Below are 26814 nucleotides of genomic sequence, written 5' to 3'. Positions count from 1 at the left end.
GTGCCCGCGGGGGGGCCCGGGCCCCCGTGGACATTTTCCCAAGGGTCCGGGGGGGGGGGGGGGGGGGCGGGGGGGGGCGGGGGGGGGGGGGGGGGGCCGCGCGCCGCGGGCCCGGGTCAGGGGCGGGTGTTCCAGCCCGCGATCACCGGGAGGCCGTGTTCCGTGGAGAGTTCGCTGACGGTGCCGGTGCGCAGCAGGAAGAGTCGGCCCGCCTCGGGGGGCAGGCCGAGGTAGCGGGCGGTCAGGACGCGCAGGAAGTGGCCGTGGGCGACGAGGACGACGTCCCCCTTGTCCGCGCGCAGCACCTCCGCGGCCCGGGCCAGGACCCGGTCCGCGCGGGCGCCGACCTGGGCGGCGCTCTCACCGGGGTGCTCTGCGTCGCCCGGCGGGACGCCGTCGGTCCACAGCGACCAGTCGGGGCGGGTGCGCCGGATCTCGGCGGTGGTGATGCCCTCGTAGCCGCCGTAGTCCCACTCGTGGAGGTCGGGTTCGGGCACCCCGTCGGTCAGTCCGGCCAGTTCGGCCGTGGCGACGGCCCGGCTCAGGGGGCTGGTCAGGACCAGGGCGGGGTGGCGGTCTCGGAACCAGGGGGCCAGCGACAGGGCTTCGTCGGCCCCGCGGGCGGTCAGCGGCACGTCGGTGAGTCCGGTGTGCCGCCCGTTGGCGCTCCACGCGGTCTCTCCGTGCCTCACCAGTAGCAGTTCACTCATACCCCCGGACCCTATGGGGAGGCGCTCGCGCCCGGCATGTCGGGGCGGTGGAGCGGGGCGGACGTGTCACTGTCGGGCGTCATGGACGTGAGTGTGTGCCGGCGGCTGACCTTCCTGCTGCTGGTGCTGACCTGGGTGACCGGGCTGATCGAGGCGGTCAGCCTGCTGGCGCTGGGGCCGGTGTTCACCGCGATGCAGACCGGCAACGTGCTCTTCCTGTCGTTCGGGCTGGCCCACCAGGGGAGCCTCCCGGCGCTGGCGGCCGGGGTGTCGCTGCTGTCGTTCGCCGTGGGGGCGGTGTGCGCGGCCCGGCTGGAGGGGGCGGCGGACGCCCGGGGGCGGCACTGGTTCGCGCTCGGACTGTTCGTCGAGGCGGCGCTGATCACCGTCGCCGCGGCGATCGGCTGGGGCCTGGCGCCCCGTTACGGAGCCCCGGCCGCCCGGCACCTGCTGACCGCGTCCGCCCTGGCGGTGGCGATGGGCTTCCGCAACGTCACGAGCATGCGGGTCAACCTGCCCGGGGTGCCGACGACCCTGGTCACCCGGTCCATGACGGCCCTGCTCGGCGGATCGGCCCTGGGGCACGACACCGCCTTCGGCTACGGGACGGGGGCGTGGGGGCGGCGGGCGTGGGCGGTGGCCGCGATGTTCACGGGCGGGCTGACCGGGGGGCTGCTGGTGCGGGCCGGCTGCCCGGTGAACGGGCTGCTGCTGCCGGCGGCCGCGGTGGTGCTGGCGGTGGCCCTGGTGTACCTGAGGCAGCCGGCCCTGCACTGCGCCTGACGCGGCGGCGGGTGCCGCCGCGTCAGGGGGCGTCGCTCCGCCGGGCCCCACGGAAGCGGGCCTGGGCCTCGCCGAGGTCCACCAGCGGCTCGGGGTAGTCGAGGCGGGCCCGTTCGGCGGCGGGCAGCTTCCAGGGCTCGTGGACGCGGGGCGCGGGCAGGTCCGCGAGTTCGGGTACCCAGCGGTGGACGTAACGGCCCTCGGGGTCGTGGCGCAGGCCCTGGCGGACGGGGTTGAGGACCCGGTTGGGGCGGGTGTCGGTGCCGGTTCCGGCCACCCACTGCCAGTTGAGCTGGTTGTTGGCCACGTCCCCGTCCACGAGGAGGTCGAGGAAGTGGCGGGCTCCGGTGCGCCAGTCCGCGTAGAGGGTCTTGGTGAGGAAGCTCGCGGCCAGCAGCCGGCCCCGGTTGTGCATCCAGCCCTCGTGGCGCAGCTGGCGCATGGCCGCGTCGACCACCGGGTAGCCGGTGCGGCCGTCCCTCCAGGCCTGGACCTCCTCCTCGGCGTGGCGGCCGGTGCGCCAGCGGTCGTGGCGGGGGCGGTAGTCCTGTGCGGCGGCCCGGGGGCGGGCGGCGAGGACCTGGTGGTGGAAGTCGCGCCAGCACAACTGCCGGACGAAGGCCTCGGCGCCGGGTCCCCCGGCGGCGCGGGCGCGCGCGGCGGCCTCGACGGGCGAGAGGGTGCCGAAGTACAGGTGCGGGGAGAGCCGGGAGGTGGCGTCGGCGGCGAGGTCGTCGTGGGTGTCCTCGTACCGGGAGACGCCCGAGCGCAGCCAGCGGGTCAGCATCCGGCGGGCCTCGCCCTCGCCGCCGCGCGCCAGGCCCGGGGAGGTCCCGGTGACGGAGGAGCGGCGCGGGAGGTCCTCGGACCCGATGCCCCCGGGTACGCGGACGGCGCGCGGCGCGGCGGCCACCGGGCGCGGCGGCAGTTCGCTCCAGCGGCGCAGGTACGGGGTGAAGACGGCGAAGTGGTCGGCGCCCTTGCCCTTCGGGAGCACCGCGCCGGGGGCCACCGCCGTGATCACCGCGTCGTGCGCGTGCAGGGCGCACCCCTGGGACCGGAGGGCCTCGCGCAGCCGCCGTTCGCGGTCCTGGGCGTAGCCGCTGGCGCCCGCGGCGAGGTGCACCTGGTCGGCGCCGGCCTCCCGGACGAGGGCGCAGACCTCGTCCACCACGTTCCCGGAGCGCAGGACGAGGCGGCCGCCCCGGTCGCGCAGTCCGGCGTCGAGGCCGGCGAGGCAGTCGGCGAGGAAGGCCAGCCGGTTGGGCACGGCGAAGCCGGAGCGGTCGAGGCCGCGGTCGCGGACGAACAGCGGGACCACCCGGTCGCGGGCGGCCAGGGCGGCGCGCAGCGGCGGGTGGTCGTGCAGGCGCAGGTCGCTGGTGTACAGGACCACGGCGGTGTTCACGGTGCTGGTCTCCCCCGTCCGAATTCCGGGCGATCCGGGCTGAAGGGACCATTGGTACAGTCCTGGCATGGCGGTGGACGAGCTCGACACCCGGATCCTGCGTCTGCTGATCGAGCAGCCGCGTACCAGTGTCCGCGAGTACGCCCGAATCCTCGGCGTGGCGCGCGGGACCCTCCAGGCCCGGCTGGACCGGCTGGAGCGCACGGGTGTGATCACCGGCAGCGGTCCGGTGCTGTCCCCCGCGGCCCTCGGGCACCCGGTGCTGGCCTTCGTGCACATCGAGGTGACGCAGGGGCACCTGGACGACGTGGGCGACGCCCTGGCCGCCGTGCCGGAGATCATCGAGGCCTTCTCGATCACCGGCGGCGGGGACCTGCTGACGCGGGTGGCCGCCCGGGACAACGCCCACCTGGAGGACGTGATCCAGCGGCTGATCCGGCTGCCGGGGGTGGTCCGCACCCGGACCGAGGTGGCGCTGCGGGAACGGGTCGCCCACCGGTTGCTGCCGCTGGTCGAAGCGGTGGGACGGGCGGCGCGCAAACCCTGACAGGATGGATCGCACACCCATAGGACCGGCAGGACGGGCACAACGGATGATCTCCGTCATATTCGATCTCGACGGCACCCTCGTGGACAGCGAGCCGAACTACTACGAGTCCGGGCGCCGCACCCTGGAGCGCCACGGCGTCCCCGGCTTCACCTGGGAGGAGCACTCCCGGTTCATCGGCATCGGGACCCTGGAGACGCTGGAGCTGCTCAAGGAGCGGTACGGGCTGCGGGCGCCGGTGGAGCAGCTGCTGGCGGAGCAGAACGCCGCCTACCTGGAGCTGGCCCGCACCCGTACGGAGGCCTTCCCGGAGATGCGGGGGTTCGTGGAGCGGCTGCACGCGCGGGGCGTCCCGATGGCGGTGGCGTCCGGGTCCTCCCTGGAGGCCATCGACGCCGTGCTGGAGGGGACGGGGCTGGCGGCGTGGCTGACCACGGTGGTCTCCGCCGAGGAGGTCGAACGGGGCAAGCCCGCGCCGGACGTGTTCCTGGAGGCCGCGCGCCGGCTGGGCGCCGCCCCGGCCTCCTGCGTGGTGGTCGAGGACGCGGCGCCGGGGGCCCTGGCGGCCCGCGCCGCCGGGATGCACTGCCTGGCGGTCCCGTACGTGGCACCGGCCGCCGGTGAGCCCGCCTTCGCCGGGGCGGGCCTGCTCTTCGCGGGCGGCCAGGCGGAGTTCAGCGCGGCCGCGGCCGAGGAGTGGCTGGGCTCGCTCGGGGGCGGTTGGCCCGGGGGCGAGTGACCGGCCGGCCACCGACGCCCGGCGGGCGGGGGCGGCGGTCCGGCGGGCCGGGGCGGCGGAACGGCGGGGGCGGACCGCGGCCCGGCGGGGGTGGCGGCGGAACGGCGGGAACGGACGGCGGTCCGGCAGGCCGGGACAGTGGTCCGGCGGGGGCGAGGGACCGCGCCCGTCCACCGGCCACCAGCCACCAGCCACCGGCAGACGAGGGCAGCCGGTCGGCGGGGGCGGCGATGCGCGGGCGGAGGAGGCCCGCCCGGGGGCGGTGGTCAGCCCATGACGCGGGGCAGGCGGACGCTGAGGAGCACCGTCAGGGCGATCAGCCCGAGCTGGACCAGAAGGGTCGTGGCGAGGGCGTCCCGCATGCCGAACGAGGCGGTCAGCGCCAGGAAGAGGCTGCCGACGGTCGCCACGCCCAGGGCGAGCGAGGACTGCTGCGTGGTGACCATGACCCCGCTGCCCACGCCGGCCCGGTCGGCCGGCACGTCCGAGAGCATCAGCCGCATCAGCACCGGCAGCTGGAGGCCCTGGCCGACACCGGCGACGGCCATCCCCGGGGCGAGGGCGGCGAGCCCCAGGCCGGGCCAGCCGCGCCAGACGGTCACCAGCAGCAGGCCGATCCCGGCGGCCTGGACCAGCCCCCCGGCGGTGACGACGCGGCTGCCGAACCGCCCGACCAGCCGGGGTCCGGCGAGCGAGGCCGCGAAGAAGCCGAGGGCCAGCGGCACCAGGGCGAGCCCGGCCGACACCGGCCCCAGGCGCAGTCCCTGCTGGAGCGCGACGGCGAAGGCGAACATGAACCCGCTGAAGCCGATCGAGAACGGCAGCAGCATCACCAGCCCGCGCCGCAGCGACACCAGGCGCAGCAGGCTCGGCGGCACCAGCGGGGTCCGCCCGAGCCGGTCGGCGCGGCGCTCGGTCAGGTAGAAGGCGGCGGCGGCCAGCGGGGAGACGCCCAGCGAGACCCAGGTCCACAGCGGCCATCCGGCGGCGCGGCCCTCCGTCAGCGGGAGCAGCACGGACACGAGCGTCAGGCCCAGCAGCAGCGTTCCGGGGACGTCCACCGAGGCGGGGCGGTCGGACCGGGTCTCGGGTACGGCCCGCATGGCGAGGACCAGCCCGGCCAGCACCACCGGCACGTTGACCAGGAACACCGAACGCCATCCGGAGCCGGCCACGTCCGCGGCGACCAGGATCCCGCCGAGGATCTGCCCGGCGACCATCGACAGTCCGGCGGTCGCCCCGTACAGGCTCATCGCCCGGGCCCGGCGCGGGCCCTGGGTGGTGGCCTGGATGGTGGCGAGCACCTGCGGCAGCATCAGCGCGGCCGCGGCGCCCGGGGCCACCCGGGCGCCGACCAGCGTCCAGGCGGTGGGGGCGAGGCCGCAGGCGAGGGAGGTGACGCCGAAGGCGGCCATGCCGACGAGGAACAGCCGGCGCCGGCCGGCCGTGTCGCCGAGGCGGCCGCCCAGCACCAGCAGCACCGAGTAGGCGACGCCGTAGCCGCCGACGACCAGCTCCAGCATGGCCGGCCCGGCGGCGAGGTCGGAGTCGATGGCGGGCAGCGCCACGTTGACGATGAAGAAGTCGATCAGCGGCAGGGCCGCGCCCAGCAGTACGGTGAACAGCCCCAGCGGCGAGATCCCCCCGGTCTCGTGGGCGGGGACGGGGACGGGTGCGGGAGCGGAGGGCGTCGGGGACGGACGGTGCGGCGTTCGTACGGTCGTTTCGGTCACGGAAGAGACGATCCTCCACCGCTCAGCCTGGTACCAGAGTCTCCTTATCCTGGTACTCGGAGTACCTGGAAAGCGGCTGCGTGATACGGCACGCTGGACCCATGACCACTGTGGCCCCCCAGAGCGACCTGCGCCGGCACGAGCTGGCCGACTTCCTGCGCAGCCGCCGCGAGCGGATCACCCCCGAGCAGGTGGGGCTGGTCCGCGGCCGCCGCAGGCGCACGCCCGGGCTGCGCCGCGAGGAGGTCGCCCAGCTCTCCGCCGTCGGCGTCACCTGGTACACCTGGCTGGAGCAGGCCCGCGAGATCCAGGTGTCCCCGCAGGTGCTGGACGCCCTGGCGCGCGCCCTGCTGCTGGACTCCACCGAGCGGGCGCACCTGTTCGCCCTGGCGGGAAGCACCGACCCCGCACCGGACACCCGGTGCGCGAGCGTGACCCCGGCGCTGCGGGCCATGCTCGACCAGCTCGACCCGATCCCGGCGTGCGTGCAGAACAGCCGCTACGACATCCTCGCCTACAACGCCACCTACGCGCGGCTCCTGTGCGACCTGGACCGGCTGCCGCGCGAGGACCGCAACTGCCTGTGGCTCGCCTTCACCGACCCCCAGTGGCGGGCGTCGCTGGCCGACATGCCGGACGTGAACCGGCTCCTGGCGGCGAAGTTCCGCGCCTCGATGGCCGGCCACCTGGCCGAACCGGCCTGGAAGGCCCTGCTCGCCCGGCTGGACGCGGCCTCGCCGGAGTTCCGGGAGATCTGGGCGCGCCACGAGGTGGTCGGCCTGGGCAGCAACAAGAAGTACATCCGCAACGCCCATGTGGGCCTGCTCCGGCTGGAGCACACCAGCCTCTGGCTGGGCCCGGCGGCCGGTCCCCGGCTGACGACCTTCGTCCCGCTGGACGAGGAGACCCGGCTGCGCCTGAGGGAACTCCACGCCCTGTCCGCGCCGGTCGCGGCCTGAGGTCCGCCCCGGGGGAAGATCCCGCACCCCGCGCGAGTTGGTAGAACCGTGAACGAAATGGTGCGGGACGACGCGGTGGACGTGGACGTGGTGGTCGTGGGGGCCGGTCAGGCGGGGTTGTCCACCGCCTACCACCTGGCCCGGGCCGGCATCGGGCACGTGGTGCTCGACCACTCCCCGCGGCCGGGCGGCGCCTGGCAGTTCCGCTGGCCGTCGCTCACCTACGGCAAGGTGCACGGGATGCACGCGCTGCCCGGCATGGAGCTCACCGGCGCCGATCCGCTGCGACCCTCGTCCGAGGTGATCGGGGAGTACTTCGCGGCGTACGAGGAGCGGTTCGGGCTGCGCGTGCGGCGCCCCGTGCACGTGACGGCCGTGCGCGGGGGCGACGGCGGGCGGCTGCTGGTGGAGTCGGCGTCCGGGAGCTGGTCGGCGCGGGCGCTGGTCAACGCCACCGGGACCTGGGACCGGCCGTTCTGGCCCCGCTACCCGGGCCAGGAGCTGTTCCGGGGGCGGCAGCTGCACACCGCGAACTACCCCGGGCCGCAGGAGTTCGCCGGGGCCCGGGTGATCGTGGTCGGCGGGGGCACCTCGGCGGTGCAGCACCTGCTGGAGGTCGCCGAGGTGGCGGCGGAGACCACCTGGGTCACCCGCAGGCCCCCCGTGTTCCGCGACGGCGGCTTCGGGGAGGCCGAGGGCCGGGCGGCGGTGGCGCTGGTGGAGGAGCGGGTGCGCCGGGGGCTGCCCCCGCAGAGCGTGGTCGGCGTGACCGGGCTGCCGCTGAACGGGGCCGTGCGGGCCGGGCTGGAGTCCGGGGTGCTGGACCGGCTGCCGGTCTTCGACCGGATCATCGCGTCCGGGGCCGCCTGGGCGGACGAGCGGCGGGTGGAGGCGGACGTCATCCTGTGGGCCACCGGCTTCCGGCCCGCCGTGGACCACCTGGCCCCGCTGGGGCTGCGCGAACGGGGCGGCGGGATCCGGCTCGACGGGACGAGGGCGGTGCGCGACGAGCGCGTCCACCTGGTCGGCTACGGCCCCTCGGCCTCGACCGTCGGCGCCAACCGGGCGGGCCGGGCCGCGGTCCGGGAGATCCGCCGCCTGCTGGCCCGCGGGCCGGCGGTGTCAGCCCTGGTGTGACCGGCCCGGGCCCTCGACGGGGAGCAGGCGGTCGGCGGTGCCGGAGGCCGCCTGCTATTTCACGGGGGCGGCCGGGGCGGTGGCCTTGTGCGGGGGGCCGGCCTGGGCGCGGGGCGGCTTCCCGGGCGCCGGAGCGGTGGGGGCGGCGGCCGCCGCGCGGAGGCGGTTGAACTCCGCCACGTGCTTGCGGTGTTCCTCGTAGGTGGCCGAGAAGCGGGTGTCGCCGGGCTTCACGGTGACGAAGAACAGCCAGTCCCCGGGCGTCGGGGCGACCGCCGCCGCCATGGCCTGGAGGCCGGGGCTGTCGATGGGCGTGGGCGGCAGGCCCTGGCGCTCGTAGGTGTTGAAGGGGTGGTCGATGCGGGTGTCCTTGACCTTGACGTCCACGGTGGTGCGGTTCAGCGCGTAGTTGAGGGTGGAGTCCATCTGGAGCGGCATCGACCGCGCGAGCCGGTTGTGGACGACCCGGGCGACCTTGCCCATGTCCGCGGGGTTGTCGGCCTCCGCTTCGATGATGCTGGCGAGGGTGGCCGTCTGGTACGGGGTCATGCCGTGGGCCCGGCCGCCTTCGGCGACCGCCTTGGTGGCCAGCTGCTCGTTCGCCGTGCGCACCATGGTCGCGAGCAGGGCGCCCGGGGTGGACTTCGAGGTCACCGGGTACGTGGCCGGGAACAGGTAGCCCTCCGGGTTGCCCTTCGCCTCGGCGGGCAGGGGCAGGCGGGCCGTGGCGACCGACGCCGCGGCGGTCCCGGCGGGGAGGTGGAGCTCCTTGTCGATGGCCGCGTAGACCTGGGGAGCGCGCCAGCCTTCCGGGATCAGCAGCCGGCGCGGCTTCTCGGGGACTTCCGTACGGGACAGCAGGGGGACGAGGACCGCCGCTCCGAGCCCGAGCAGCGTGGTGAACAGGAGCACCAGGCGGCCCCGGCGGGTGAGCCGGAAGCGGCGCTGCGGCGACTGATACGCATGGGGCATATCGGAACGCTACCTTTCACAGCGTCTGATTCCCGGCATCGCAGCGGATATTGGCCATATGATCACACGTTCACCGGAGCGGGTGCGTGCGCGGCGTCCCGGTCCCGGCGGACCAGTGCGGCGTAGCGGCCGCCGGCCCCCAGCAGTTCCTCGTGCGTTCCGCGCTCGGCTATGCGGCCGCCGTCCAGGACCACGATCTGGTCGGCGTCCCGGATGGTGGAGAGCCGGTGGGCGATGGTGATGGTGGTGCGGCCCCGGGACAGGTTGTCGATGGCCCGCTGCACGGCGTGTTCGGTGCGGGTGTCCAGGGCGCTGGTTGCCTCGTCCAGGATGAGCACCGGCGGGTCGCGCAGGATGGTGCGGGCGATGGCCAGACGCTGCTTCTCCCCTCCGGAGAAGCGGTAGCCGCGCTCGCCGACCAGGGTCTCGTAGCCGTCGGGGAGGGAGGCGATGTGGTCGTGGATCTGGGCCGCCCGGGCCGCCTCGGTGATCTCCTCGTCGGTGGCGTCCGGTTTGGCGAAGCGCAGGTTGTCGGCGACCGAGGCGTGGAAGAGGTAGGTCTCCTGGGAGACCACGCCTATGGAGCGGGCCAGCGAGTCGAAGTCCAGGTCGCGCACGTCCACCCCGTCGAGGGCGACCCGTCCGCCGGTGACGTCGTAGAGCCGGGGCACCAGGTAGCTGAGGGTGCTCTTGCCGGAACCGGTCGGGCCGACCACGGCCAGGGAGCCGCCCGCCGGGACCGTGATGTCGATGCCGGTGAGGGTGGGGCCGGTCTTGGCCTCGTAGGCGAAGTGCACGTCCTCCAGGCGGATCTCGCCCTTGGCGCGGCCCAGCCGGACCGGCTCCTCGCGCTCGGTGATGTCCACCGGCAGGTCGAGGTACTCGAAGATGCGGGCGAAGAGGGCGAGCGAGGTCTGGATCTGCACGCCGGTCGACAGCAGGCTCACGGCGGGCCGGAACAGGCCCTGCTGGAGGGTGACGAAGGCGACGAGGGTACCGACGGAGAGCGAGGGGGCGCCGGTCTGGAGGGCGATACCGGCGGCCCAGTAGATGAGCGCGGGCATGGCCGCCATCACGATGCCGATGGTCGACATCCGCCAGCGCCCGGCCATGCTGGAGCGGACCTCTAGGCCGACCAGCTTCTCCGACTCCTCGGCGAAGGCGGCGGTGAGGGACTCGGAGCGGCCCATGGTGCGGCCGAGCAGGATGCCGCTGACGGAGAGCGACTCGGTGACCGTGGCGGCCATGGCGGCCATCTGCTTCTGCCGCTTGGTGGTGATCTTCTTGCGCTCACGGCCGACGCGGCGGCTGATCCACACGAAGAGGGGCAGCAGGAGCAGGGAGACGAGGGTGAGCCGCCAGTCGAGCGCGAGCATCGCGACGACGGAGGCGATGACGGCGGTCAGGTTGGACACCAGGGAGGTCGCGGTCGAGGTGACCGTGGCCTGCATGCCGCCGATGTCGTTGGCTATGCGGGACTGCACCTCGCCGGTGCGGGTGCGGGTGAAGAAGGCGAGCGGCATCCGCTGGAGCTGGGCGTAGACGGCGGTGCGCAGGTCGTGCATGACGCGCTGGCCGACGGTCGTGGAGATGAGGGTCTGGAGCACGCCGAACACGCTGGTCACGACCGCGGTCAGGATCATTCCGAGCGCCAGCAGGCTGAGCAGCCCGGTCCGGCCCTGCGGGATCGCGACGTCCAGGATCTCCTTGAGCAGGAACGGCGAGGCGACGCCGACCAGGGAGGACGCGCCGACCAGGGCGCCGACCACCGCGAGGCGGCCGCGGTAGGGCCGGAACAGGCCGAGGATGCGGCGCAGCTCGCGCGGCCGGTCGGCGGGGGCCGGGCGGCTGGGATCGAGGGCTTCGTTCGACGGGGTCCACTTCGGCTCGTCGCTGTGCATGAGCCTCCTTTCGCCGGGGACTCCACTGAGTCTAGCTCATTGTTACCTATGCTCACAATGAATTCCGTCCTGCTACTGTTTCCCAGTATGAGCACCGGTTCCGAGACCGACACCCGCGATTCGACCGACGGCGTCCTCGCCGAGCAGCTGCTGCGCCTCACGCGCCGGCTCCACCGGATCCAGAAGCGGCACATGGAGCCGCTTGGGATCACCCCCGCCCAGGGCCGGCTGCTGCGGATCGTGGCGCACTACGCGGACGGCACGCCGCCCCGAATGGCCGACCTGGCCACGCGCCTTGAGGTGGTGCCCCGTGCCGTGACGACCCTGGTCGACGGCCTGGAGGCGGCCGACTGCGTGCGCCGCGCGCCCGACCCCGCGAACCGGCGCGTGATCCGGATCGAGCTGACCGAAACCGGCCGCGCCACGCTGCGCCGTCTGCGCAACGCGCGGACCGACGCGGCAGAGGAGATCCTGGCTCCGTTGACCGCCGAACAGCGCGAGGTGCTCGGCGGCCTCCTCAACGCGCTCGCGGACGTCCCGGCGGAGCGCCGCTGCTGAAACGGTTCCCCCTGGCGGGCGCCGCGGCGGCGGGCCGGGCGCCCACACCGACAAGGGGTCGCACATGCCGCTGCTCGAACCGAAGCCGGGTGCGCTGCGCCCGGCCCGACCCGGCGCCCCCGCCCCCGACCGCGTCCCCGACCGGACCGCCGCCGGCACCCCGCGGGCCCTGCGCGAGGAGCTGACCGCGCTGCTCGGCGCCGAGAAGGTGCTGTGGAAGGTCTCCGACCTCGTCCGCTACGCCACCGACGCCTCCCCGTACCGCTTCGTCCCTCAGGTCGTGGTGGTCGCCGAGGACGTCGACGACATCTCCGCCGTCCTCTCCTACGCCCACGGCAGGCAGCGCGAGGTGGTCTTCCGCGCCGCCGGGACCTCGCTCAACGGCCAGGCGCAGGGCGAGGACATCCTGGTCGACGTCCGGCGCCACTGGCGGGGCGTCGAGGTCCTCGACGCGGGCCGCCGCGCCCGGATCCGGCCCGGCACCACCGTCTTCCGGGCCAATGCCGCCCTGGCCCGCCACGGCCGGGTCCTGGGCCCCGACCCGGCCAGCGCCGTCGCCTGCACCCTCGGCGGGGTCGTCGCCAACAACTCCTCCGGGATGACCGCCGGCACGACGAGAAACGCCTACCGCACCCTGTCCTCCCTCACCCTCGTCCTGCCGACCGGCACCGTCGTGGACACCGCCGACCCGCTCGCCGACGAGGAGCTGGCGCGGGCCGAACCGGCCCTCTGCCGGGGGCTGATGGAGCTCAAGGGGGAGATCGAGGCGGACCCGGCCCTCGTGGCGCGGATCCGGGCCAAGTACGAGATCAAGAACACCACCGGCTACCGGCTCGACGCCTACCTCGACGGCACCACGCCCGTGGAGATCCTGCGCGGGCTGGCGGTCGGCTCCGAGGGCACGCTCGGCTTCATCGCCGAGGTCGTCTTCGACACCCTCCCCCTCGACCGCGAACTCACCAGCGCCCTGCTCTTCTTCCCCTCCCTCCCGGCCGCGGCGGCCGCCGTCCCGCTGTTCAACGAGGCCGGCGCCCTGGCCGTCGAGCTGATGGACGGCAACACCCTGCGCGCCTCGGTGAGCGTCGAGGGAGTGCCCGCCGACTGGGCGGAGCTGCCCGGGGAAACGGCCGCCCTGCTGGTCGAGTTCCGCGCCCCCGACGCCGCCGGGCGCGCCGCCTGCGAGCGCCGGGCCGCCGCCGTCCTGCCCCGGCTGGAGCTGGTCGCGCCGGTCGCCTCCGTCACCAACGCCTTCACCGCCGACCCGGCCGTCATCGCCGGGTACTGGAAGGCCCGCAAGGCCTTCGTCACCGCCGTCGGCGGAGCCCGGCCGCCCGGGACCACCCTGATCACCGAGGACTTCGCCGTCCCCCCGTCACGGCTGGCCGAGGCCTGCGAGGCGCTCCTGGCCCTCCAGGCGGAGCACGGCTTCGACGCGGCCGTCGCCGGGCACGCGGCCCACGGCAACCTGCACTTCCTGCTGGCCTTCGACGCCTCCAGGCCCGGGGACCTCGACCGGTACGCGGCCTTCATGGAGGACTTCTGCCGACTCACGGTGGAGCGGTTCGACGGCTCGCTGAAGGCCGAGCACTCCACCGGCCGCAACATGGCCCCCTTCCTGGAGCTGGAGTGGGGCCCCCGGGCCACCGACCTCATGTGGCGCACCAAGCGGCTGGTCGACCCGGACGGCATCCTCGCCCCGCGGATCCTCCTCGACCGCGACCCGCGGGGGCACCTGCGCGGGCTGAAGACCATCCCGCGGGTGGAGGCGGAGGCCGATCCGTGCATCGAGTGCGGGTTCTGCGAACCGGTCTGCCCCAGCGCGGACCTGACGACGGGGCCGCGCCAGCGGATCGCGCTGCGCCGCGAGATGGTGCGCCAGCCGGCCGGCTCCCCGGTCCTCGCGGAACTGCTCGACGCCTACGGCCACGACGCCGTCGACACCTGCGCCGCCGACTCCTCCTGCAAGCTCGCCTGCCCCGTCGGCATCGACACCGGCGCCCTGATGCGGGAGTTCCGCCACCGGCGGCACGGCCCGCGCGAGGAGCGCGCCGCCGCCCTGGCCGCCGAGCGGTTCCGGACCGTCGAGGCCGCCGCCCGGCTCGCGGTGGCCGTCGCCGGCCGCGCCGGCGACCGGGCCCCGGCCGCCCTCACCCGGGCCGCGCGCCGGATCGTGCGTCCCGACCTGGTGCCGCAGTGGCTGCCGCGGCTCCCCGGCGCCGCGGCCCGGCGGCTGCCCCCGACCCGGCGGGTGGGCGCGGCCGCCGTGTACTACCCGGCCTGCGTCAACCGGATCTTCGGCGGTCCCGCGGACCGTCCCGGGCCCTCGCTGCCCGAGGCGGTGGTGGCCCTGGCGGAGCGGGCGGGGCGGCCGGTGTGGATCCCCGGCGACGTCCACGGCACCTGCTGCGCGACGATCTGGCACTCCAAGGGGTACGAGGCCGGCACCCGGCTGATGGCGAACCGGATCACGGAGGCCGCCTGGGGCTGGACGGCCGGGGGCCGGCTCCCGCTGGTGGTGGACGCCTCGTCCTGCACCCTCGGCCTGGCCCGGGAGGTGGTCCCGTACCTCACCGAGGACAACCGGGCCCTGCACGCGGAGCTGCGGATCGTGGACTCCGTGGTCTGGGCCGCCGAGGAGCTGCTGGCGCACCTGGAGGTCCGGCGCACGGCCGGATCGGCGGTCCTCCACCCCACCTGCTCGATGCGGCACCTGGGGGACGAGGAGCAGCTGCGTGCGGTCGCCGCGGCCTGCGCGGACGAGGTGGTGGTCCCGGACGACGCGGGCTGCTGCGCCTTCGCGGGCGACCGGGGGATGCTGCACCCGGAGCTGACGGCCTCGGCGACGCAGCGGGAGGCCGCGGAGGTGACGGCGCGTCCGTTCGACGCCTATCTGTCGGCGAACCGGATGTGCGAGGTCGGCATGGAACGGGCCACCGGGCACCCCTACGCCTCGGTGCTGCTGGAGCTGGAGCGCGCCACGCGGCCCTGAAACGCTCCGCGCGGGGGTCCCCCGCCCGGAAAATCGATTGCCGGGGCGGCGACCGGAAGGCGAACCTTGCGTGGTTTGCACTCACCGAGCCGTTGTGGGGCGTCATGCAGATCAGCGACCTGCCGTATCCGGATCCCGGAGTACCCGACGCCCGCTCCGGTCCGCGTTTCCTGTGGTGGCTGGGGCGGGGCCAACTCGGCGGGCAGGCCCGGAGCCTGGCCTGGGGGCTGCTGCACTTCTGCGGCGTCGCCGGGCTGCCGTACGCGGTCGGCCTGGGCGTCGGGGCGGCCGTCGACCACGACGGCGGGCGGCTGCTGCTGGTCGGCGGGGTGCTCCTGCTGGTCGGCGCCGCCATCGCGACCGGCGACGCCATGCTCCACCGCACGGCCGTCACCAACTGGATCACCGCCGCGGCCCGGGTGCAGCAGCTGCTCGCCCGCAAGACGGCCGAGCTGGGCTCGGCCCTGACCCGGCGGGTCGCGGCGGGTGAGGTGGTGGCGGTGTCCACCGGCGACGTGGAGAAGATCGGCTGGTTCGTCGAGGCGGTCTCCCGCTTCCTCGCCGCGGCCTTCGCCGTCGTCGCCATCTGCGTCGGACTTCTGTTCTACGCGCCCTCGATCGGGGTGGTCGTCGCGGCCGGTGTCCCGGTGCTCGCCCTGTCCGTGCTGCCGCTGCTGCCGCGGGCCACACGGCGCGCCGACGTCCAGCGCGAGAAGGCGGGCAAGGCCACGGAGCTGGCCTCCGACACCGTGGCGGGCCTGCGGGTGCTGCGCGGCATCGGCGGCGAGGAACTCTTCCTCGACCGCTACCGCGATGCCTCGCAGGAGGTCCGCCGGGCCGCGGTGCGCAGCGCCCGGATGTGGGCGCTGATCGCCGCGGTCCAGGTGCTGCTGCCGGGCGCGCTGATGGTCGCGGTGGTCTGGTACGGCTCCGTGCTGGTCCTGGACGACCGGCTGGCGGTGGGTGAACTCGTCGCCGCCTTCAGCGCGGTGGCCACGATGCTGTACCCGCTGAGGCACTTCGAGGAGATCGCGATGGCGTACTCCTTCTCCCGGCCCTCCGCCGAGCGGGCGGCCCGGGTGCTGTCCCTGACGCGTACGGACGGGCCTGCGGGCGCCGCCTCCGCGGAGCCGGTGGGGGCGCCGGCTCCGGGCGGGGACCTGTACGACCCGGCGACGGGACTGCTGGCCCCGGCCGGGCGGTTGACGGCGGTGGTGTGCGGGGATCCGGACGTGGCGGGCCGGCTCGCGGAACGGCTGGGCGGGCACGCGGTCCGGCCGGAGGACGGTCCGGGCTTCGCGCCGCCGTCGGTGCTGCTGGGCGGGGTCGCGCTGGACGGCCTCGCGCTCGACGCGGCGCGCGGGCTGGTCCTCGTCCAGGACAAGGAGCCGGTGCTGCTGTCCGGGCCCCTGCGCGAGCTGTTCGACGTACCGGCCTCGGGCGCCGTCCCGGCGTCGGAGGCGCTGGCGGCGGCGCAGTGCGGGGACGTCCTGGACGCGCTGCTCCAGGCGGCTCCCGCCGGGGTGGACGACGCGATGGATGCCCGGATCACCGAGCGCGGCCGGTCGCTGTCCGGCGGGCAGCGCCAGCGGCTCGCGCTGGCCCGGTCGCTGGTCACCGACCCGGAGGTGCTGGTGCTGGACGAGCCGACCTCGGCGGTGGACGCGCACACCGAGGCGCGGATCGCCGACGGGGTGGCCGCCTTGCGCGCCGGGCGCACCACGGTGGTGCTGGCGTCCTCGCCGCTGCTGCTGGACCGCGCCGACCGGGTGGTGCTGGTGGACGGGGGCCGGGCCGTGGCGGCGGGCACCCACCGCGAGCTGCTGCGCGCCGAACCCCGCTACCGGGCGGTCGTCACCCGGGAGACCGACGGGGAGACCCGCTCGGACGAGGAACTCACAGAGATCGAGGAGTCCGCATGATCGGCGTGGCGCCGCCGGAGTACGATCCGGCGGCCCTCGAGACGGCCGCGACCCTGCCCGTGGGCACGTCGGCGACCGTGCGGGGCTATGTGCGCGAACTGCTGCGGCGCCACCGGCGGGCCTTCACCGCGCTGGTGGCGGTCAACGCGGTCGCGGTGGTCGCCTCCATGACCGGCCCGTACCTGCTGGGGCGGGTGGTGGACGGGCTCTCCGCGGGGGAGCGGGAGCTGCACCTGGGGCGCGTGGCGCTGCTGTTCGCGCTGGCGCTGGCCGTGCAGACGTGTTTCGTCCGGCTGGTCCGGCTGCGCGGGGCGATGCTCGGCGAGGAGATGCTGGCCGACCTGCGCGAGGACTTCCTGGTGCGGTCGGTGGGGCTGCCGCCGGGGGTGCTGGAGCGGGCCGGTACCGGCGACCTGCTGTCGCGGATCACCACCGACGTCGACCGGCTGGCGAACGCGATGCGCGAGGCGGTACCGCAGCTGGCCATCGGCGTGGTCTGGGCGGGGCTGCTGTACGGGGCGCTCGCGGTGACCGCGCCGCAGCTGGCGCTGGCCGCGCTGGTGGCGCTGCCGGTCCTGGTCGCCGGCTGCCGCTGGTACTTCCGGCGGGCGCCCTCGGCGTACCGCTCGGAGGCGGCCGGGTACGCGGCGGTCGCGGCGGTGCTGACGGAGACGGTGGACGCGGCGCGCACGGTGGAGGCGCACCGGCTGGGCGGGCGCCGCATCGCCCTGTCGGAGCGGCGGATCAGGGAGTGGACGGCCTGGGAGCGGTACACGCTGTTCCTGCGGACGGTGCTGTTCCCGGTCGTCAACGTCACCTATGTGACGATCCTCGGCGCGGTGCTGCTGATCGGCGGGTACTGCGTGCTGCGCGGCTGGATGTCGGTGGGCCAGCTGACCACGGGCGCGCTGCTGGCGCAGATGATGGTCGACCCGATCGGGCTGATCCTGCGCTGGTACGACGAGCTCCAGATCGCCCAGGTCTCGCTGGCGCGGCTGGTGGGCGTGCGCGAGATCGAGCCGGACGCCGGTGACCGGTCGGTGGCCCCGCAGGGCCGGGACGTCCGGGCGGACGAGGTGCGGTTCGGCTACCGGGAGGGCGTGGACGTCCTGCACCGGGTGTCGATGTCCGTGCCGCCGGGCACCCGGATGGCGCTGGTCGGCCCTTCTGGCGCGGGCAAGTCCACCCTGGGCCGGCTGCTGGCCGGGATCTACGCGCCGCGGACCGGGGAGGTCACGCTCGGCGGGGCGCGGCTGTCGCGGATGCCGGCGGAGCGGGTGCGTGAGCACGTGGCACTGGTGAACCAGGAGCACCATGTGTTCACGGGCTCCCTGCGGGACAACCTGAGGCTGGCCCGGACGGGCGCGCAGGACGCACAGCTGTGGGCGGCGCTGGGCGCGGTGGACGCCGACGGCTGGGCGCGGGCCCTGGAGTCGGGGCTGGACACGGAGGTGGGCTCGGGCGGCACCGCGCTGACCCCGGCGCAGGCGCAGCAGATCGCGCTGGCCCGGCTGGTGCTGGCGGACCCGCACACCCTGGTGCTGGACGAGGCGACCTCACTGCTCGACCCGCGGGCGGCCCGGCACCTGGAGCGGTCGCTGGCGCGGGTGCTGGACGGCCGGACGGTCATCGCGATCGCCCACCGGTTGCACACCGCGCACGACGCGGACGTGATCGCGGTGGTCGAGGGCGGCCGGATCAGCGAACTCGGCTCGCACGACGAACTGGTGGCGGCCGACGGGGCGTACGCGGCCCTGTGGCGCTCCTGGCACGGCTGACGGGTCGCCCGGCGGCGCCGGGGTCGGGGCCGGGCTAGATGAAGCCCAGGGCCGAGGCGCCGCCGATGCCGCCCAGGAGCATGAACACCGGCATGAGGACCTTCAGCTCCACCCAGCTGCCCGCGCGGAAGCGCATCGCCTTCGGCGGGCCGATCGGGTACCAGCGCTTGCCCTTGACCGGCAGGGGCCACAGGATCGGGCAGCCGGAGACGGTCAGCGCGTCGCCGATGTCGTGGACGAGGGCGCCGAGCAGGATCGGCAGGCCGAGCCACAGGTATTCCTGCCCGGGGCCGGAGAACAGCCAGTCGGACCCCTGCCCCGGCTGGTCGAGGACCCCGGCCAGGATCCAGGCGCTGGTCGCGCCGAGCAGCCAGACCAGGACGTCGCTGGACATCCGCGCCGCCCGCCACAGCAGGCCCTCGACGGCCAGCACCAGGTGGACGAAGAGGAGCACCAGCACGCCCCAGCGGTCGAAGCTCACGGCCACGGCGGAGGAGCCGGCGCCTATGAGGACCGCCCACAGCCAGGTGTGGGTCAGGGTGCGGTGGCCCCCGCTGCGGCGGGCGTCGCGCGGCGAGCGGGTCGCCTTGTAGACGGCGTAGGAGATCTTGTCGACCACCTCGCACAGGCCCCGGGACAGCGGCCCGAAGGCCCGGGAGATGGTCGCCGACTTGTGGTCGAGGTCGGGGGCGAGGGCCGCGCCGGCACAGATCAGTGCTCCGACGGCCAGTACGGGCCAGGGCATCGGGTGTCCGGCGGCCGCGGTCGCGGCGCCCACCCCCAGCCAGGCCGCCGCTCCGGACAGCGAGTGCGCCGGACCCATCATGCTCGTTCCCCGCCCCGGTCCTGTTGGTGGCGCGGCCCCGTCGACGTCTTCGGCCGGGCCGCCTCGACGGCCCAGGGTACCGGTGATGATCTTCTTTCCGTCCGCCGGTTCCCTCTTCCGGTGGGAAGCCAGGCAAGATGGGGGCGTGACCCTCATTGATCAGCTCCCGCCGACCGCCGACCCCGATGCCCTCTTCGAGGCCTTCTCCTCGTGGGCGGAGGGCCAGGGCATCACCCTGTACCCGGCGCAGGAGGAGGCGCTGATCGAGGTCGTCTCGGGCGCGAACGTGATCCTTTCGACCCCGACGGGCTCCGGCAAGAGCCTCGTGGCGGCGGGTGCGCACTTCACCGCGCTGGCCCAGGACAAGGTCACCTTCTACACCGCCCCGATCAAGGCGCTGGTGTCGGAGAAGTTCTTCGACCTGTGCAAGATCTTCGGCACCGAGAACGTCGGCATGCTGACCGGCGACGCCTCCGTGAACGCGGACGCCCCGGTGATCTGCTGCACCGCCGAGGTGCTGGCCTCCATCGCCCTGCGCGACGGCAAGTACGCCGACATCGGCCAGGTCGTGATGGACGAGTTCCACTTCTACGCGGAGGCCGACCGCGGCTGGGCCTGGCAGATCCCGCTGCTGGAGCTGCCGCAGGCGCAGTTCGTCCTGATGTCGGCGACGCTCGGCGACGTGAAGCGGTTCGAGGAGGACCTGACCCGGCGCACCGGCCGGCCGACCTCGGTGGTCCGCTCCGCGACCCGGCCCGTGCCGCTGTCGTACGAGTACGTGACCACGCCGATCACCGACACCATCACCGAGCTGCTGGAGACGCGGCAGTCGCCCGTCTACATCGTGCACTTCACGCAGGCCCAGGCGGTCGAGCGGGCGCAGTCGCTGATGAGCATCAACATGTGCACCCGCGAGGAGAAGGACAAGATCGCGGAGCTGATCGGCAACTTCCGTTTCACCACGAAGTTCGGCCAGAACCTCTCCCGCTACGTCCGCCACGGGATCGGCGTGCACCACGCGGGCATGCTGCCCAAGTACCGGCGCCTGGTGGAGAAGCTGGCGCAGGCCGGCCTCCTGAAGGTGATCTGCGGTACCGACACCCTCGGCGTGGGCGTCAACGTCCCGATCCGCACGGTGCTGTTCACGGCGCTCACCAAGTACGACGGCAACCGCGTGCGCACGCTGCGGGCCCGCGAGTTCCACCAGATCGCCGGCCGCGCGGGCCGCGCGGGCTTCGACACGGCCGGGTTCGTGGTCGCGCAGGCGCCGGAGCACGTCATCGAGAACGAGAAGGCCCTCGCGAAGGCCGGGGACGACCCGAAGAAGCGCCGCAAGGTGGTGCGCAAGAAGGCTCCCGAGGGCTTCGTCGCCTGGTCGGACACCACCTTCGAGAAGCTGATCGCCGCCGATCCGGAACCGCTGACCTCCCGCTTCAAGGTCACCAACATCATGCTGCTGTCGGTGATCGCGCGTCCGGGCGACGCCTTCCAGGCGATGCGCAGCCTCCTGGAGGACAACCACGAGCCGCGCAAGGCCCAGCTGCGGCACATCCGCCGGGCCATCGCGATCTACCGGTCGCTGCTGGACGGCGGTGTCGTGGAGAAGCTGGACACCCCGGACGCCGAGGGCCGCACCATCCGCCTCACGGTCGACCTCCAGCAGGACTTCGCGCTGAACCAGCCGCTGTCCACCTTCGCGCTGGCCTCCTTCGACCTGCTGGACCCCGAGTCCCCCTCCTACGCGCTGGACATGGTCTCCGTCGTGGAGTCCACGCTGGACGACCCGCGCCAGATCCTCGCGGCCCAGCAGAACAAGGAGCGCGGCATCGCGGTCGGCGCGATGAAGGCGGACGGGATCGAGTACGAGGAGCGGATGGAGCGCCTCCAGGAGGTCACCTACCCCAAGCCGCTGGAGGAGCTGCTCGTCCACGCCTACGACGTGTACAGCAAGAGCCACCCCTGGGTCCGCGACCACCCCGTCTCCCCGAAGTCGATCATCCGCGACATGTACGAGCGGGCGATGACCTTCACCGAGTTCACCTCCTTCTACGAGCTGGCCCGTACCGAGGGCATCGTGCTGCGCTACCTGGCGAGCGCGTACAAGGCGCTCGACCACACCATCCCCGACGACCTGAAGTCCGAAGACCTGGAGGACCTGATCGCCTGGCTGGGCGAGCTGGTCCGGCAGGTGGACTCCAGCCTGCTCGACGAATGGGAGCAGCTGGCGAACCCGGAGGTGGAGACGGCGGAGCAGGCCCAGGAGAAGGCCGACCAGGTCAAGCCGGTCACGGCCAACGCGCGCGCCTTCCGCGTCCTGGTCCGCAACGCGATGTTCCGCCGCGTGGAGCTGGCCGCCCTGGACCACGTCGACCAGCTGGGCGAGCTGGACGCCGAATCCGGCTGGGACGCCGACGCCTGGGGCGAGGCCATGGACGGGTACTGGGACGAGTACGACGACCTGGGCACCGGCCCCGACGCGCGCGGCCCCAAGCTGCTGCAGATCGAGGAGGACCCGGCGCACGGCCTGTGGCGCGTCCGCCAGACCTTCGCCGACCCGAACGGCGACCATGGCTGGGGCATCAGCGCCGAGGTCGACCTCGCCGCGTCCGACGAGGAGGGCCGGGCCGTCATCCGGGTCACCTCGGTCGGCGAGCTCGGCGCGCTCTGACCTCTCCCGGACCCCGTCCGGGGGAACCCCCGACCCGCACGCGACCCGGCCGGGCGGCCCCTCCCGGCCCGCCGGCACCGCCGGACACGACAGTGGAGAGCCCGTGATGACGAACCCCGCCGAGAGACTGGTCGACCTGCTCGACCTGGAGCAGATCGAGGTCAACATCTTCCGGGGCGCCAGCCCCCAGGAGTCCCTCCAGCGCGTGTTCGGCGGGCAGGTCGCCGGCCAGGCGCTGGTCGCCGCCGGCCGGACCACCGAGAGCGACCGCCCGGTGCACTCCCTCCACGCGTACTTCCTGCGCCCGGGGATCCCCGGGGTTCCCATCGTGTACCAGGTGGAACGGGTGCGTGACGGGCGCTCCTTCACCACGCGCCGGGTCACCGCCGTCCAGCAGGGCAAGACCATCTTCAACCTGACCGCCTCCTTCCATCACCCGGAGGAGGGCAGCATCGAGCACCAGCTGCCTCCCCGCCTCGACTTCCCCCACCCGGACGCCCTCCCGAAGGTCGCGGACGAGATCCGCGAGCACCTGGGCGCACTGCCCGAGGCCCTGGAGCGGATGGCCCGCCGCCAGCCTTTCGACATCCGGTACGTGGACCGGCTCCGCTGGACCCCCGAGGACCTCAAGGACGCCGACCCGCGCAGCGCGGTGTGGATGCGGGCGGTCGGCCCCCTGGGCGACGACCCGCTCGTGCACACCTGCGCCCTCACCTACGCCAGTGACATGACCCTCCTCGACGCCGTGCGCATCCCCGTGGAGCCGCTGTGGGGCATGCGCGGTTTCGACATGGCCTCCCTGGACCACGCCATGTGGTTCCACCGGCCGTTCCGGGCGGACGAGTGGTTCCTGTACGACCAGGAGTCACCCATCGCCCACGGCGGCCGGGGCCTGGCCCGCGGCCGGATCTACGACCTGGAGGGCAGGCTGCTGGTCTCCGTGGTCCAGGAGGGCCTCTTCCGCCCGTATCCGGCGGACAAGGCGCGGCCGGCCGTCTCCCCCCAGTAGCCGGGCACCAGCCGGCCCTCCTCTCCCCTCCCGTCCCGAAGAACTGAGCGCATCCATGACCAGCCCGGTCCTGCCCTGCCCCTGTGGCCTGCCCGCCGCCTACCCGGCCTGCTGCGGCCGCTTCCACTCCGGAGCCCAGCAGGCGCCGACCGCCGAACTGCTGATGCGCTCGCGCTTCAGCGCCTTCGCGGTCGGCGACACCGCCTACCTGCTGCGGTCCTGGCACCCCTCGACCCGCCCCGGCCGGCTCGACCTGGATCCCGACCAGCGCTGGGAGCGGCTGGAGATCCTCGCGACGGCGCGCGGCGGGATCTTCGAGACCGAGGGCTCGGTGGAGTTCCGCGCCCACTACCGCGAGGGAGGGCACAGGGGATCGCTGCACGAGCACAGCACCTTCTCCCGCGAGGGCGGCGCCTGGGTCTACGTCGGCCCCCTCTCCCCCGTCGAGTTCGACTGACCCCGCGCCCCGCTCAGGGCGAACTCCAGGCTGGACCGGTACCGGCCGGCCTCCTCGGGCTGCTCCGCCAGCAGCAGGGGCCCGGCCACCGCCGCGGCCGCCGGGACCTGCGGGTGGCCGTAGGGCGGGGGCGGCGCCAGCGCGGCGAGCACGATCCGCTCCGCCGGGTCGGGAACGGCGGCCAGCACCTCCTCGTCCGGGAGCACGGAGGCCAGTACGGCGGCCCGCTCCCAGGGGTCGGCGGTCCGTCTCAGCAGCAGTCCCACATGCCGCTCCCGCCACCTGCGCGGGCGCAGGTCCGCTCCGGCGGCCATCAGCTCCCGGTCCCGCGGCGGCGCGGCCCCGCTCAGCAGCCCCGGCTCCCGGGCGGCGAACTCCCGCAGCTCCGCCGTCAGGTAGAGCCAGACGAGCGCCCGGTAGCGGTTGACCCGGTAGCCCACGGGGCTGAGGTGCCCGCAGCGGGCGAGCCGGGTGAACCGGGTCGGCCCGGTCCCCAGCACCCGGGCTCCGTGGTCCGCGCCGGCCACCGTCTCCACCTGCGCCCGGAGCGCCTCCGGATGCCCCCGCCGCGCCTTGACCCGCTCCAGCTCGGCCCGGGCGAAACGGGTGGCGCCGCCGGCGGCCCGCCGGCCGGGGCGTACCAGCCCGAGCTGGACGGCCCGGGCGAACTCTCCCCGCCCCAGGCCCAGTTCCTCCGCGGCGCGGGCCCCGCCGAGCAGCGGCTGCGACCCCGCGTCCCCCCGCGGGTCCGCCGCCAGGGGCGCGTTCTGCCTCGCTTCCACCTTCATCACGGTCCTCCCCCACGACTGGCGATCACCCATGGTGATCACTCTGCGTGAAGACCGTAACCGAGCGCTACGACATCGCGCCGGGCCTGTGGACAACTCTCGTCATGCGCCGCTCAACCCCCGGTGATCCGCCGCTCCGCGACACCCAGGTGTTCCCCCACCCGGTTGACCAGCAGCGTCATCTCGTACGCGACCTGCACGATGTCCGCCTCGGCGGCGCTCAGCGCGCACAGGCTGCTGCCCGAGCCCGCCGCCACCACGAAGAGGAAGCCCTCGTCGTACTCGACCATCGTCTGGCGCACCTCACCCGCCCGGAAGTGCCGCCCGGACCCCTTCGCCAGGCTCTGCAACCCCGCCGCGACCGCCGCGAGGTGCTCGGAGTCCTCCCGCGCCAGGCCCGCGCTCGCCGCCGTCACCAGCCCGTCGTTCGAGAGCACCACCGCGTGGCGGACCTGCGGGACCCGGCGGGTCAGATCGTCCAGCAACCAGTCGAGCTGCCTGTCCAGTGCCATTTCCAGCCCCTCCCCGTTGACCCGGCCGACGTGGCCGCGCCCTCCCCGCGTGGTCGTGCCGCAAGCCTTCCCCACCAGGGGCTTTCCGGCAAGGAGGATGGACGCATGGCACGGAAGATGACTCAAGAGGAATGGCGGGCGTCCCTCCGGCCCCCGGCCCCGGCCGGGGCGCCACCCCGGGCGGACACGGACGGAAGCCCGCACATCGCTCCCATCCGGTCCGTTCCCGGCAGCGGCGCCACCGTGTCCACAGCGGGCGGCGACACCGTCAAGAGACCGATTCCGGCCCGTCACACGGAACCGGCCTGCGGGCCCACCGAGTCCAGCAGCCGCGCGGTGTGCACCCGTCCCGCGTACTCCACCAGCCGGATCAGCACTTCCTTCCCCGAATCCCGGTCCCGCGCGTCACACAGCACCACCGGCGTGCCCTGCTCCAGGTCCAGCGCCCGCGAGACCTCGTTCGCCCCGTAACGCCGGGCGTCGGCGAAGCAGTTGACGGCGACCACGAAGGGGATCCGCCGGTGCTCGAAGTAGTCCACCGCCGGGAAGCAGTCCTCCAGCCGCCGGGTGTCGGCGAGCACCACCGCCCCGAGCGCCCCCTGCGAGAGCTCGTCCCACAGGAACCAGAAGCGGTCCTGGCCCGGCGTCCCGAACAGGTACAGCGACAGCCCCGCCCGGATGGTGATCCGCCCGAAGTCCATGGCCACGGTGGTCGTCGTCTTGCGGTCCACCCCGCCCGTGTCGTCGACCAGTTCGCCCGCCTCGCTCAGCACCTCCTCCGTACGCAGCGGGCGGATCTCGCTGACCGCGCCCACCAGCGTGGTCTTGCCCACCCCGAAACCACCCGCCACCAGGATCTTCAACGCCAGCGCGGCCAGGTCCCCGTCGTCTGCGACGTCCCCCGTCCGTGCCGGTCCGTTGTCGTGCAGTCCCCTCACAGCGCCCTCAATCCCTCGATGACTTCCCGCAGAATCCGCAGTTCCGGCAACCGGGCGGGCGGCACCGGACGGCTGACCTTCACGTGCCCCGCCTCCAGCAGGTCCCCCAGCAGCACCCGCACCACGCCCACCGGGAGGTCCGCCTCGGCGGCGAGCTCCGCGACCGACTGGGTCTCGGCGCGGCAGAGCCCCAGCAGGGCCCGGTGTTCGGGTTCCAGCAGCGACTCGTCCCCCGTCCCGGCTCCCCCGGGACCGACAGCGACGAGAGCGATCAGGTCGAAGCGGACCCCGTGCGGTCCCGGCTTCGTCCGCCCTCCGGTCATGGCGTACGGGCGGACCAGGGGACCCGCCTCGCCGTCGTACCACCGGCCGTCCGCGTTCCGGCCCGGCGCCCTCACCCGGCGGCCGGGGGGTGGGAGGCCGCGAACCGGGGCGGGGTGTAGAGGTGCTCGCCGACCCGCTTGACCAGCCGGGCCATCTCGTACGCGATCAGGCCGATGTCGGCGCCGCCGGTGCTGAGGACGGCCAGGCAGGAACCGTCCCCGGCGGCCGCGACGAAGAGGAACCCCTCGTCCATCTCCACCAGGGTCTGGCGCACGCCCCCGGCGTGGAAGTGCCGCCCCGCGCCCTTGGCCAGGCTGTGGAAGCCGGAGGCCACGGCGGCCAGGTGCTCGGCGTCCTCCCGGCTCAGCGCGCTGGAGGAGCCGACCGCGAGCCCGTCGTTGGACAGCAGCACCGCGTGCCTGACCTCGCGGACCCGGGTGACCAGCTCGTCGAGCAGCCAGTCCGGCTCCCCGCCGCGGCGGACGCCTTCGGGCCCGGTCCTGTGGTGTTCGATCATCACACTTCTCCTTCACTGCCTGGCTGGGGGGATGCGTCCCGGGAGCCGCGCGCCCAGCCGGCCCGGTAGGCCGCCATCCGCTCCCGTGCCTGCTCCGGGCTGCGGAACTGCGGCTCCTCGGGGGGCGGCGTCCCGGGCGGGGTCCGGTCGGCGGGGATCTCGCGCAGCTGCGGGACCAGGCTGGCCTGGCGCACCCGGCGCGGCAGCTCGGCCACCGGTGCGGCGTGGGCCGGTGCGGCCGGTGTGGTTGGCGCCTTGTGCGGTGCCCGTGGGGCGGCAGGCGGCGGAGCCGACGCGGAGGCCGGGGCGGTACGGCCGTCCCCGCCGCCCGGCCCGCGCGGCCGGAGCGCCGCCACCGGGGCCGCGCCGGGCCCGGGCGATGCGGCGGGGGCCGGGGTCGGGGTCGCGGCCGGAGTCGCGGCCGGAGTCGCGGCCTGGGTCGGGGCGGGGGCCGGGGCGCGTTCCCGCCCTGCGGGTCCGGGTCCGGCGGGCCGGGGCCCTGCGACGGTCGGCTCGGAAGCCGCCGTCGAGGCGTCCGGTGCCGCCTCGACCACGCCCTGGAGGAGGGAGAGCGGCAGCAGCACCACCGCGGTGGTCCCCCCGTACGGCGAGGGCCTCAGGTGCAACCCGATGCCCTGG

23 protein-coding genes and 1 pseudogene are annotated in these 26814 nt (G+C 74.5%); 12 read left to right on the top strand and 12 right to left on the bottom strand.

Annotated elements, in window-relative coordinates:
- Window positions 1–116: 116 nt before the first annotated feature.
- A complete protein-coding gene (locus ACFVXK_RS24010; RefSeq protein ID WP_389614843.1) occupies window positions 117–710 on the bottom strand; it encodes a histidine phosphatase family protein in 594 nt (197 codons plus the stop codon).
- An 81-nt stretch (window positions 711–791) separates the two neighbouring features.
- Between ACFVXK_RS24010 and ACFVXK_RS24005 the strand changes: the two genes are divergently transcribed.
- The gene (locus ACFVXK_RS24005; protein ID WP_389614841.1) at window positions 792–1493 is read left to right on the top strand and encodes a YoaK family protein; all 702 of its coding nucleotides are present in this window, start codon (window positions 792–794) and stop codon (window positions 1491–1493) included.
- A 22-nt stretch (window positions 1494–1515) separates the two neighbouring features.
- Here ACFVXK_RS24005 and ACFVXK_RS24000 read toward each other — a convergent pair whose 3' ends face one another.
- Entirely contained in the window at window positions 1516–2901 is a 1386-nt protein-coding gene (locus tag ACFVXK_RS24000) for a cryptochrome/photolyase family protein (RefSeq protein ID WP_389614839.1), read from the bottom strand.
- Window positions 2902–2968: 67 nt separating this feature from the next.
- On the opposite strand from ACFVXK_RS24000, the gene ACFVXK_RS23995 reads away from it, so the two are divergent.
- Window positions 2969–3448: an Lrp/AsnC family transcriptional regulator gene (locus ACFVXK_RS23995; RefSeq protein WP_045950111.1), complete on the top strand. Its 480-nt coding sequence runs from the start codon at window positions 2969–2971 to the stop codon at window positions 3446–3448.
- A 46-nt stretch (window positions 3449–3494) separates the two neighbouring features.
- On the top strand, window positions 3495–4187 hold the full coding sequence (locus ACFVXK_RS23990; RefSeq protein ID WP_389614837.1) for an HAD family hydrolase: 693 nt from the start codon (window positions 3495–3497) through the stop codon (window positions 4185–4187).
- Between the two features lie 266 nt (window positions 4188–4453).
- Here ACFVXK_RS23990 and ACFVXK_RS23985 read toward each other — a convergent pair whose 3' ends face one another.
- A complete protein-coding gene (locus ACFVXK_RS23985; protein ID WP_389614835.1) occupies window positions 4454–5920 on the bottom strand; it encodes an MFS transporter in 1467 nt (488 codons plus the stop codon).
- A gap of 101 nt (window positions 5921–6021) precedes the next feature.
- Between ACFVXK_RS23985 and ACFVXK_RS23980 the strand changes: the two genes are divergently transcribed.
- Window positions 6022–6879 carry a helix-turn-helix domain-containing protein gene (locus tag ACFVXK_RS23980; RefSeq protein ID WP_389614833.1) on the top strand — a complete coding sequence of 286 codons (858 nt, stop codon included), beginning with the start codon at window positions 6022–6024 and terminating at the stop codon, window positions 6877–6879.
- A gap of 57 nt (window positions 6880–6936) precedes the next feature.
- On the top strand, window positions 6937–8016 hold the full coding sequence (locus tag ACFVXK_RS23975) for an FAD-dependent oxidoreductase (protein ID WP_389614845.1): 1080 nt from the start codon (window positions 6937–6939) through the stop codon (window positions 8014–8016).
- Between the two features lie 54 nt (window positions 8017–8070).
- Here the strand turns inward: ACFVXK_RS23975 and mltG are convergent, their stop codons facing one another.
- Together mltG and ACFVXK_RS23965 are read right to left on the bottom strand one after the other, a co-directional pair.
- Window positions 8071–8988, bottom strand: coding sequence for an endolytic transglycosylase MltG (gene mltG / locus ACFVXK_RS23970; protein WP_389614831.1), 918 nt, complete (start codon window positions 8986–8988; stop codon window positions 8071–8073).
- Window positions 8989–9050: 62 nt separating this feature from the next.
- The gene (locus ACFVXK_RS23965) at window positions 9051–10889 is read right to left on the bottom strand and encodes an ABC transporter ATP-binding protein (protein WP_389614829.1); all 1839 of its coding nucleotides are present in this window, start codon (window positions 10887–10889) and stop codon (window positions 9051–9053) included.
- 87 nt (window positions 10890–10976) lie between these two features.
- On the opposite strand from ACFVXK_RS23965, the gene ACFVXK_RS23960 reads away from it, so the two are divergent.
- The 4 genes from ACFVXK_RS23960 to ACFVXK_RS23945 all read left to right on the top strand — a co-directional run bounded on the left by ACFVXK_RS23960 (window position 10977) and on the right by ACFVXK_RS23945 (window position 18136).
- Window positions 10977–11447, top strand: coding sequence for a MarR family winged helix-turn-helix transcriptional regulator (locus ACFVXK_RS23960; RefSeq protein WP_389614827.1), 471 nt, complete (start codon window positions 10977–10979; stop codon window positions 11445–11447).
- A 64-nt stretch (window positions 11448–11511) separates the two neighbouring features.
- Window positions 11512–14436, top strand: a complete 2925-nt coding sequence (locus ACFVXK_RS23955) for an FAD-binding and (Fe-S)-binding domain-containing protein (RefSeq protein WP_389614825.1) — start codon at window positions 11512–11514, stop codon at window positions 14434–14436.
- A gap of 104 nt (window positions 14437–14540) precedes the next feature.
- Window positions 14541–16358: an ABC transporter transmembrane domain-containing protein gene (locus ACFVXK_RS23950; RefSeq protein WP_389614823.1), complete on the top strand. Its 1818-nt coding sequence runs from the start codon at window positions 14541–14543 to the stop codon at window positions 16356–16358.
- Entirely contained in the window at window positions 16355–18136 is a 1782-nt protein-coding gene (locus tag ACFVXK_RS23945; protein WP_389614821.1) for an ABC transporter ATP-binding protein, read from the top strand. The genes ACFVXK_RS23950 and ACFVXK_RS23945 overlap by 4 nt, the downstream gene beginning before the upstream one ends.
- A 34-nt stretch (window positions 18137–18170) precedes the next feature.
- Here ACFVXK_RS23945 and ACFVXK_RS23940 read toward each other — a convergent pair whose 3' ends face one another.
- Window positions 18171–18962 (bottom strand): metal-dependent hydrolase, encoded by a 792-nt coding sequence (locus ACFVXK_RS23940; protein WP_389614819.1) that lies wholly within the window; start codon window positions 18960–18962, stop codon window positions 18171–18173.
- Between the two features lie 85 nt (window positions 18963–19047).
- On the opposite strand from ACFVXK_RS23940, the gene ACFVXK_RS23935 reads away from it, so the two are divergent.
- From ACFVXK_RS23935 to ACFVXK_RS23925, 3 genes are all read left to right on the top strand, one after another.
- Complete coding sequence (locus tag ACFVXK_RS23935; RefSeq protein ID WP_389614817.1) at window positions 19048–21630, top strand: DEAD/DEAH box helicase; 2583 nt, start codon at window positions 19048–19050, stop codon at window positions 21628–21630.
- A 106-nt stretch (window positions 21631–21736) separates the two neighbouring features.
- Window positions 21737–22639 carry an acyl-CoA thioesterase gene (locus ACFVXK_RS23930; RefSeq protein WP_388950776.1) on the top strand — a complete coding sequence of 301 codons (903 nt, stop codon included), beginning with the start codon at window positions 21737–21739 and terminating at the stop codon, window positions 22637–22639.
- A 55-nt stretch (window positions 22640–22694) separates the two neighbouring features.
- Window positions 22695–23096, top strand: coding sequence for a YchJ family protein (locus ACFVXK_RS23925; protein WP_389614815.1), 402 nt, complete (start codon window positions 22695–22697; stop codon window positions 23094–23096).
- On the opposite strand, the gene ACFVXK_RS23920 is transcribed toward ACFVXK_RS23925, so the two are convergent.
- The 6 genes and pseudogenes from ACFVXK_RS23920 to ACFVXK_RS23895 form a co-directional block, all read right to left on the bottom strand.
- Window positions 23060–23884 (bottom strand): DUF6397 family protein, encoded by an 825-nt coding sequence (locus ACFVXK_RS23920; protein WP_389614813.1) that lies wholly within the window; start codon window positions 23882–23884, stop codon window positions 23060–23062. The two genes, ACFVXK_RS23925 and ACFVXK_RS23920, sit on opposite strands and share 37 nt — an antisense overlap.
- A gap of 113 nt (window positions 23885–23997) precedes the next feature.
- Window positions 23998–24396, bottom strand: coding sequence for a roadblock/LC7 domain-containing protein (locus ACFVXK_RS23915; RefSeq protein WP_389614811.1), 399 nt, complete (start codon window positions 24394–24396; stop codon window positions 23998–24000).
- 290 nt (window positions 24397–24686) lie between these two features.
- Complete coding sequence (locus tag ACFVXK_RS23910) at window positions 24687–25334, bottom strand: ATP/GTP-binding protein (protein WP_389614809.1); 648 nt, start codon at window positions 25332–25334, stop codon at window positions 24687–24689.
- Window positions 25331–25732 (bottom strand): DUF742 domain-containing protein, encoded by a 402-nt coding sequence (locus ACFVXK_RS23905; RefSeq protein ID WP_389614807.1) that lies wholly within the window; start codon window positions 25730–25732, stop codon window positions 25331–25333. Before ACFVXK_RS23905 ends, ACFVXK_RS23910 begins: the two co-directional genes overlap by 4 nt.
- Window positions 25729–26175 carry a roadblock/LC7 domain-containing protein gene (locus ACFVXK_RS23900; protein ID WP_389614805.1) on the bottom strand — a complete coding sequence of 149 codons (447 nt, stop codon included), beginning with the start codon at window positions 26173–26175 and terminating at the stop codon, window positions 25729–25731. The genes ACFVXK_RS23905 and ACFVXK_RS23900 overlap by 4 nt, the downstream gene beginning before the upstream one ends.
- A pseudogene (locus ACFVXK_RS23895) lies at window positions 26175–26814 on the bottom strand (ATPase); the annotation flags it as partial. The pseudogene ACFVXK_RS23895 and the gene ACFVXK_RS23900, both read right to left, overlap by 1 nt.

The sequence above is a fragment of the Streptomyces sp. NPDC058157 genome (assembly GCF_042884105.1).
In the GTDB taxonomy this organism is placed as follows: domain Bacteria; phylum Actinomycetota; class Actinomycetes; order Streptomycetales; family Streptomycetaceae; genus Streptomyces.
The sequence above is the reverse complement of the archived record's forward strand: the minus strand, read 5'-3'. Positions and strand labels throughout refer to the sequence as shown.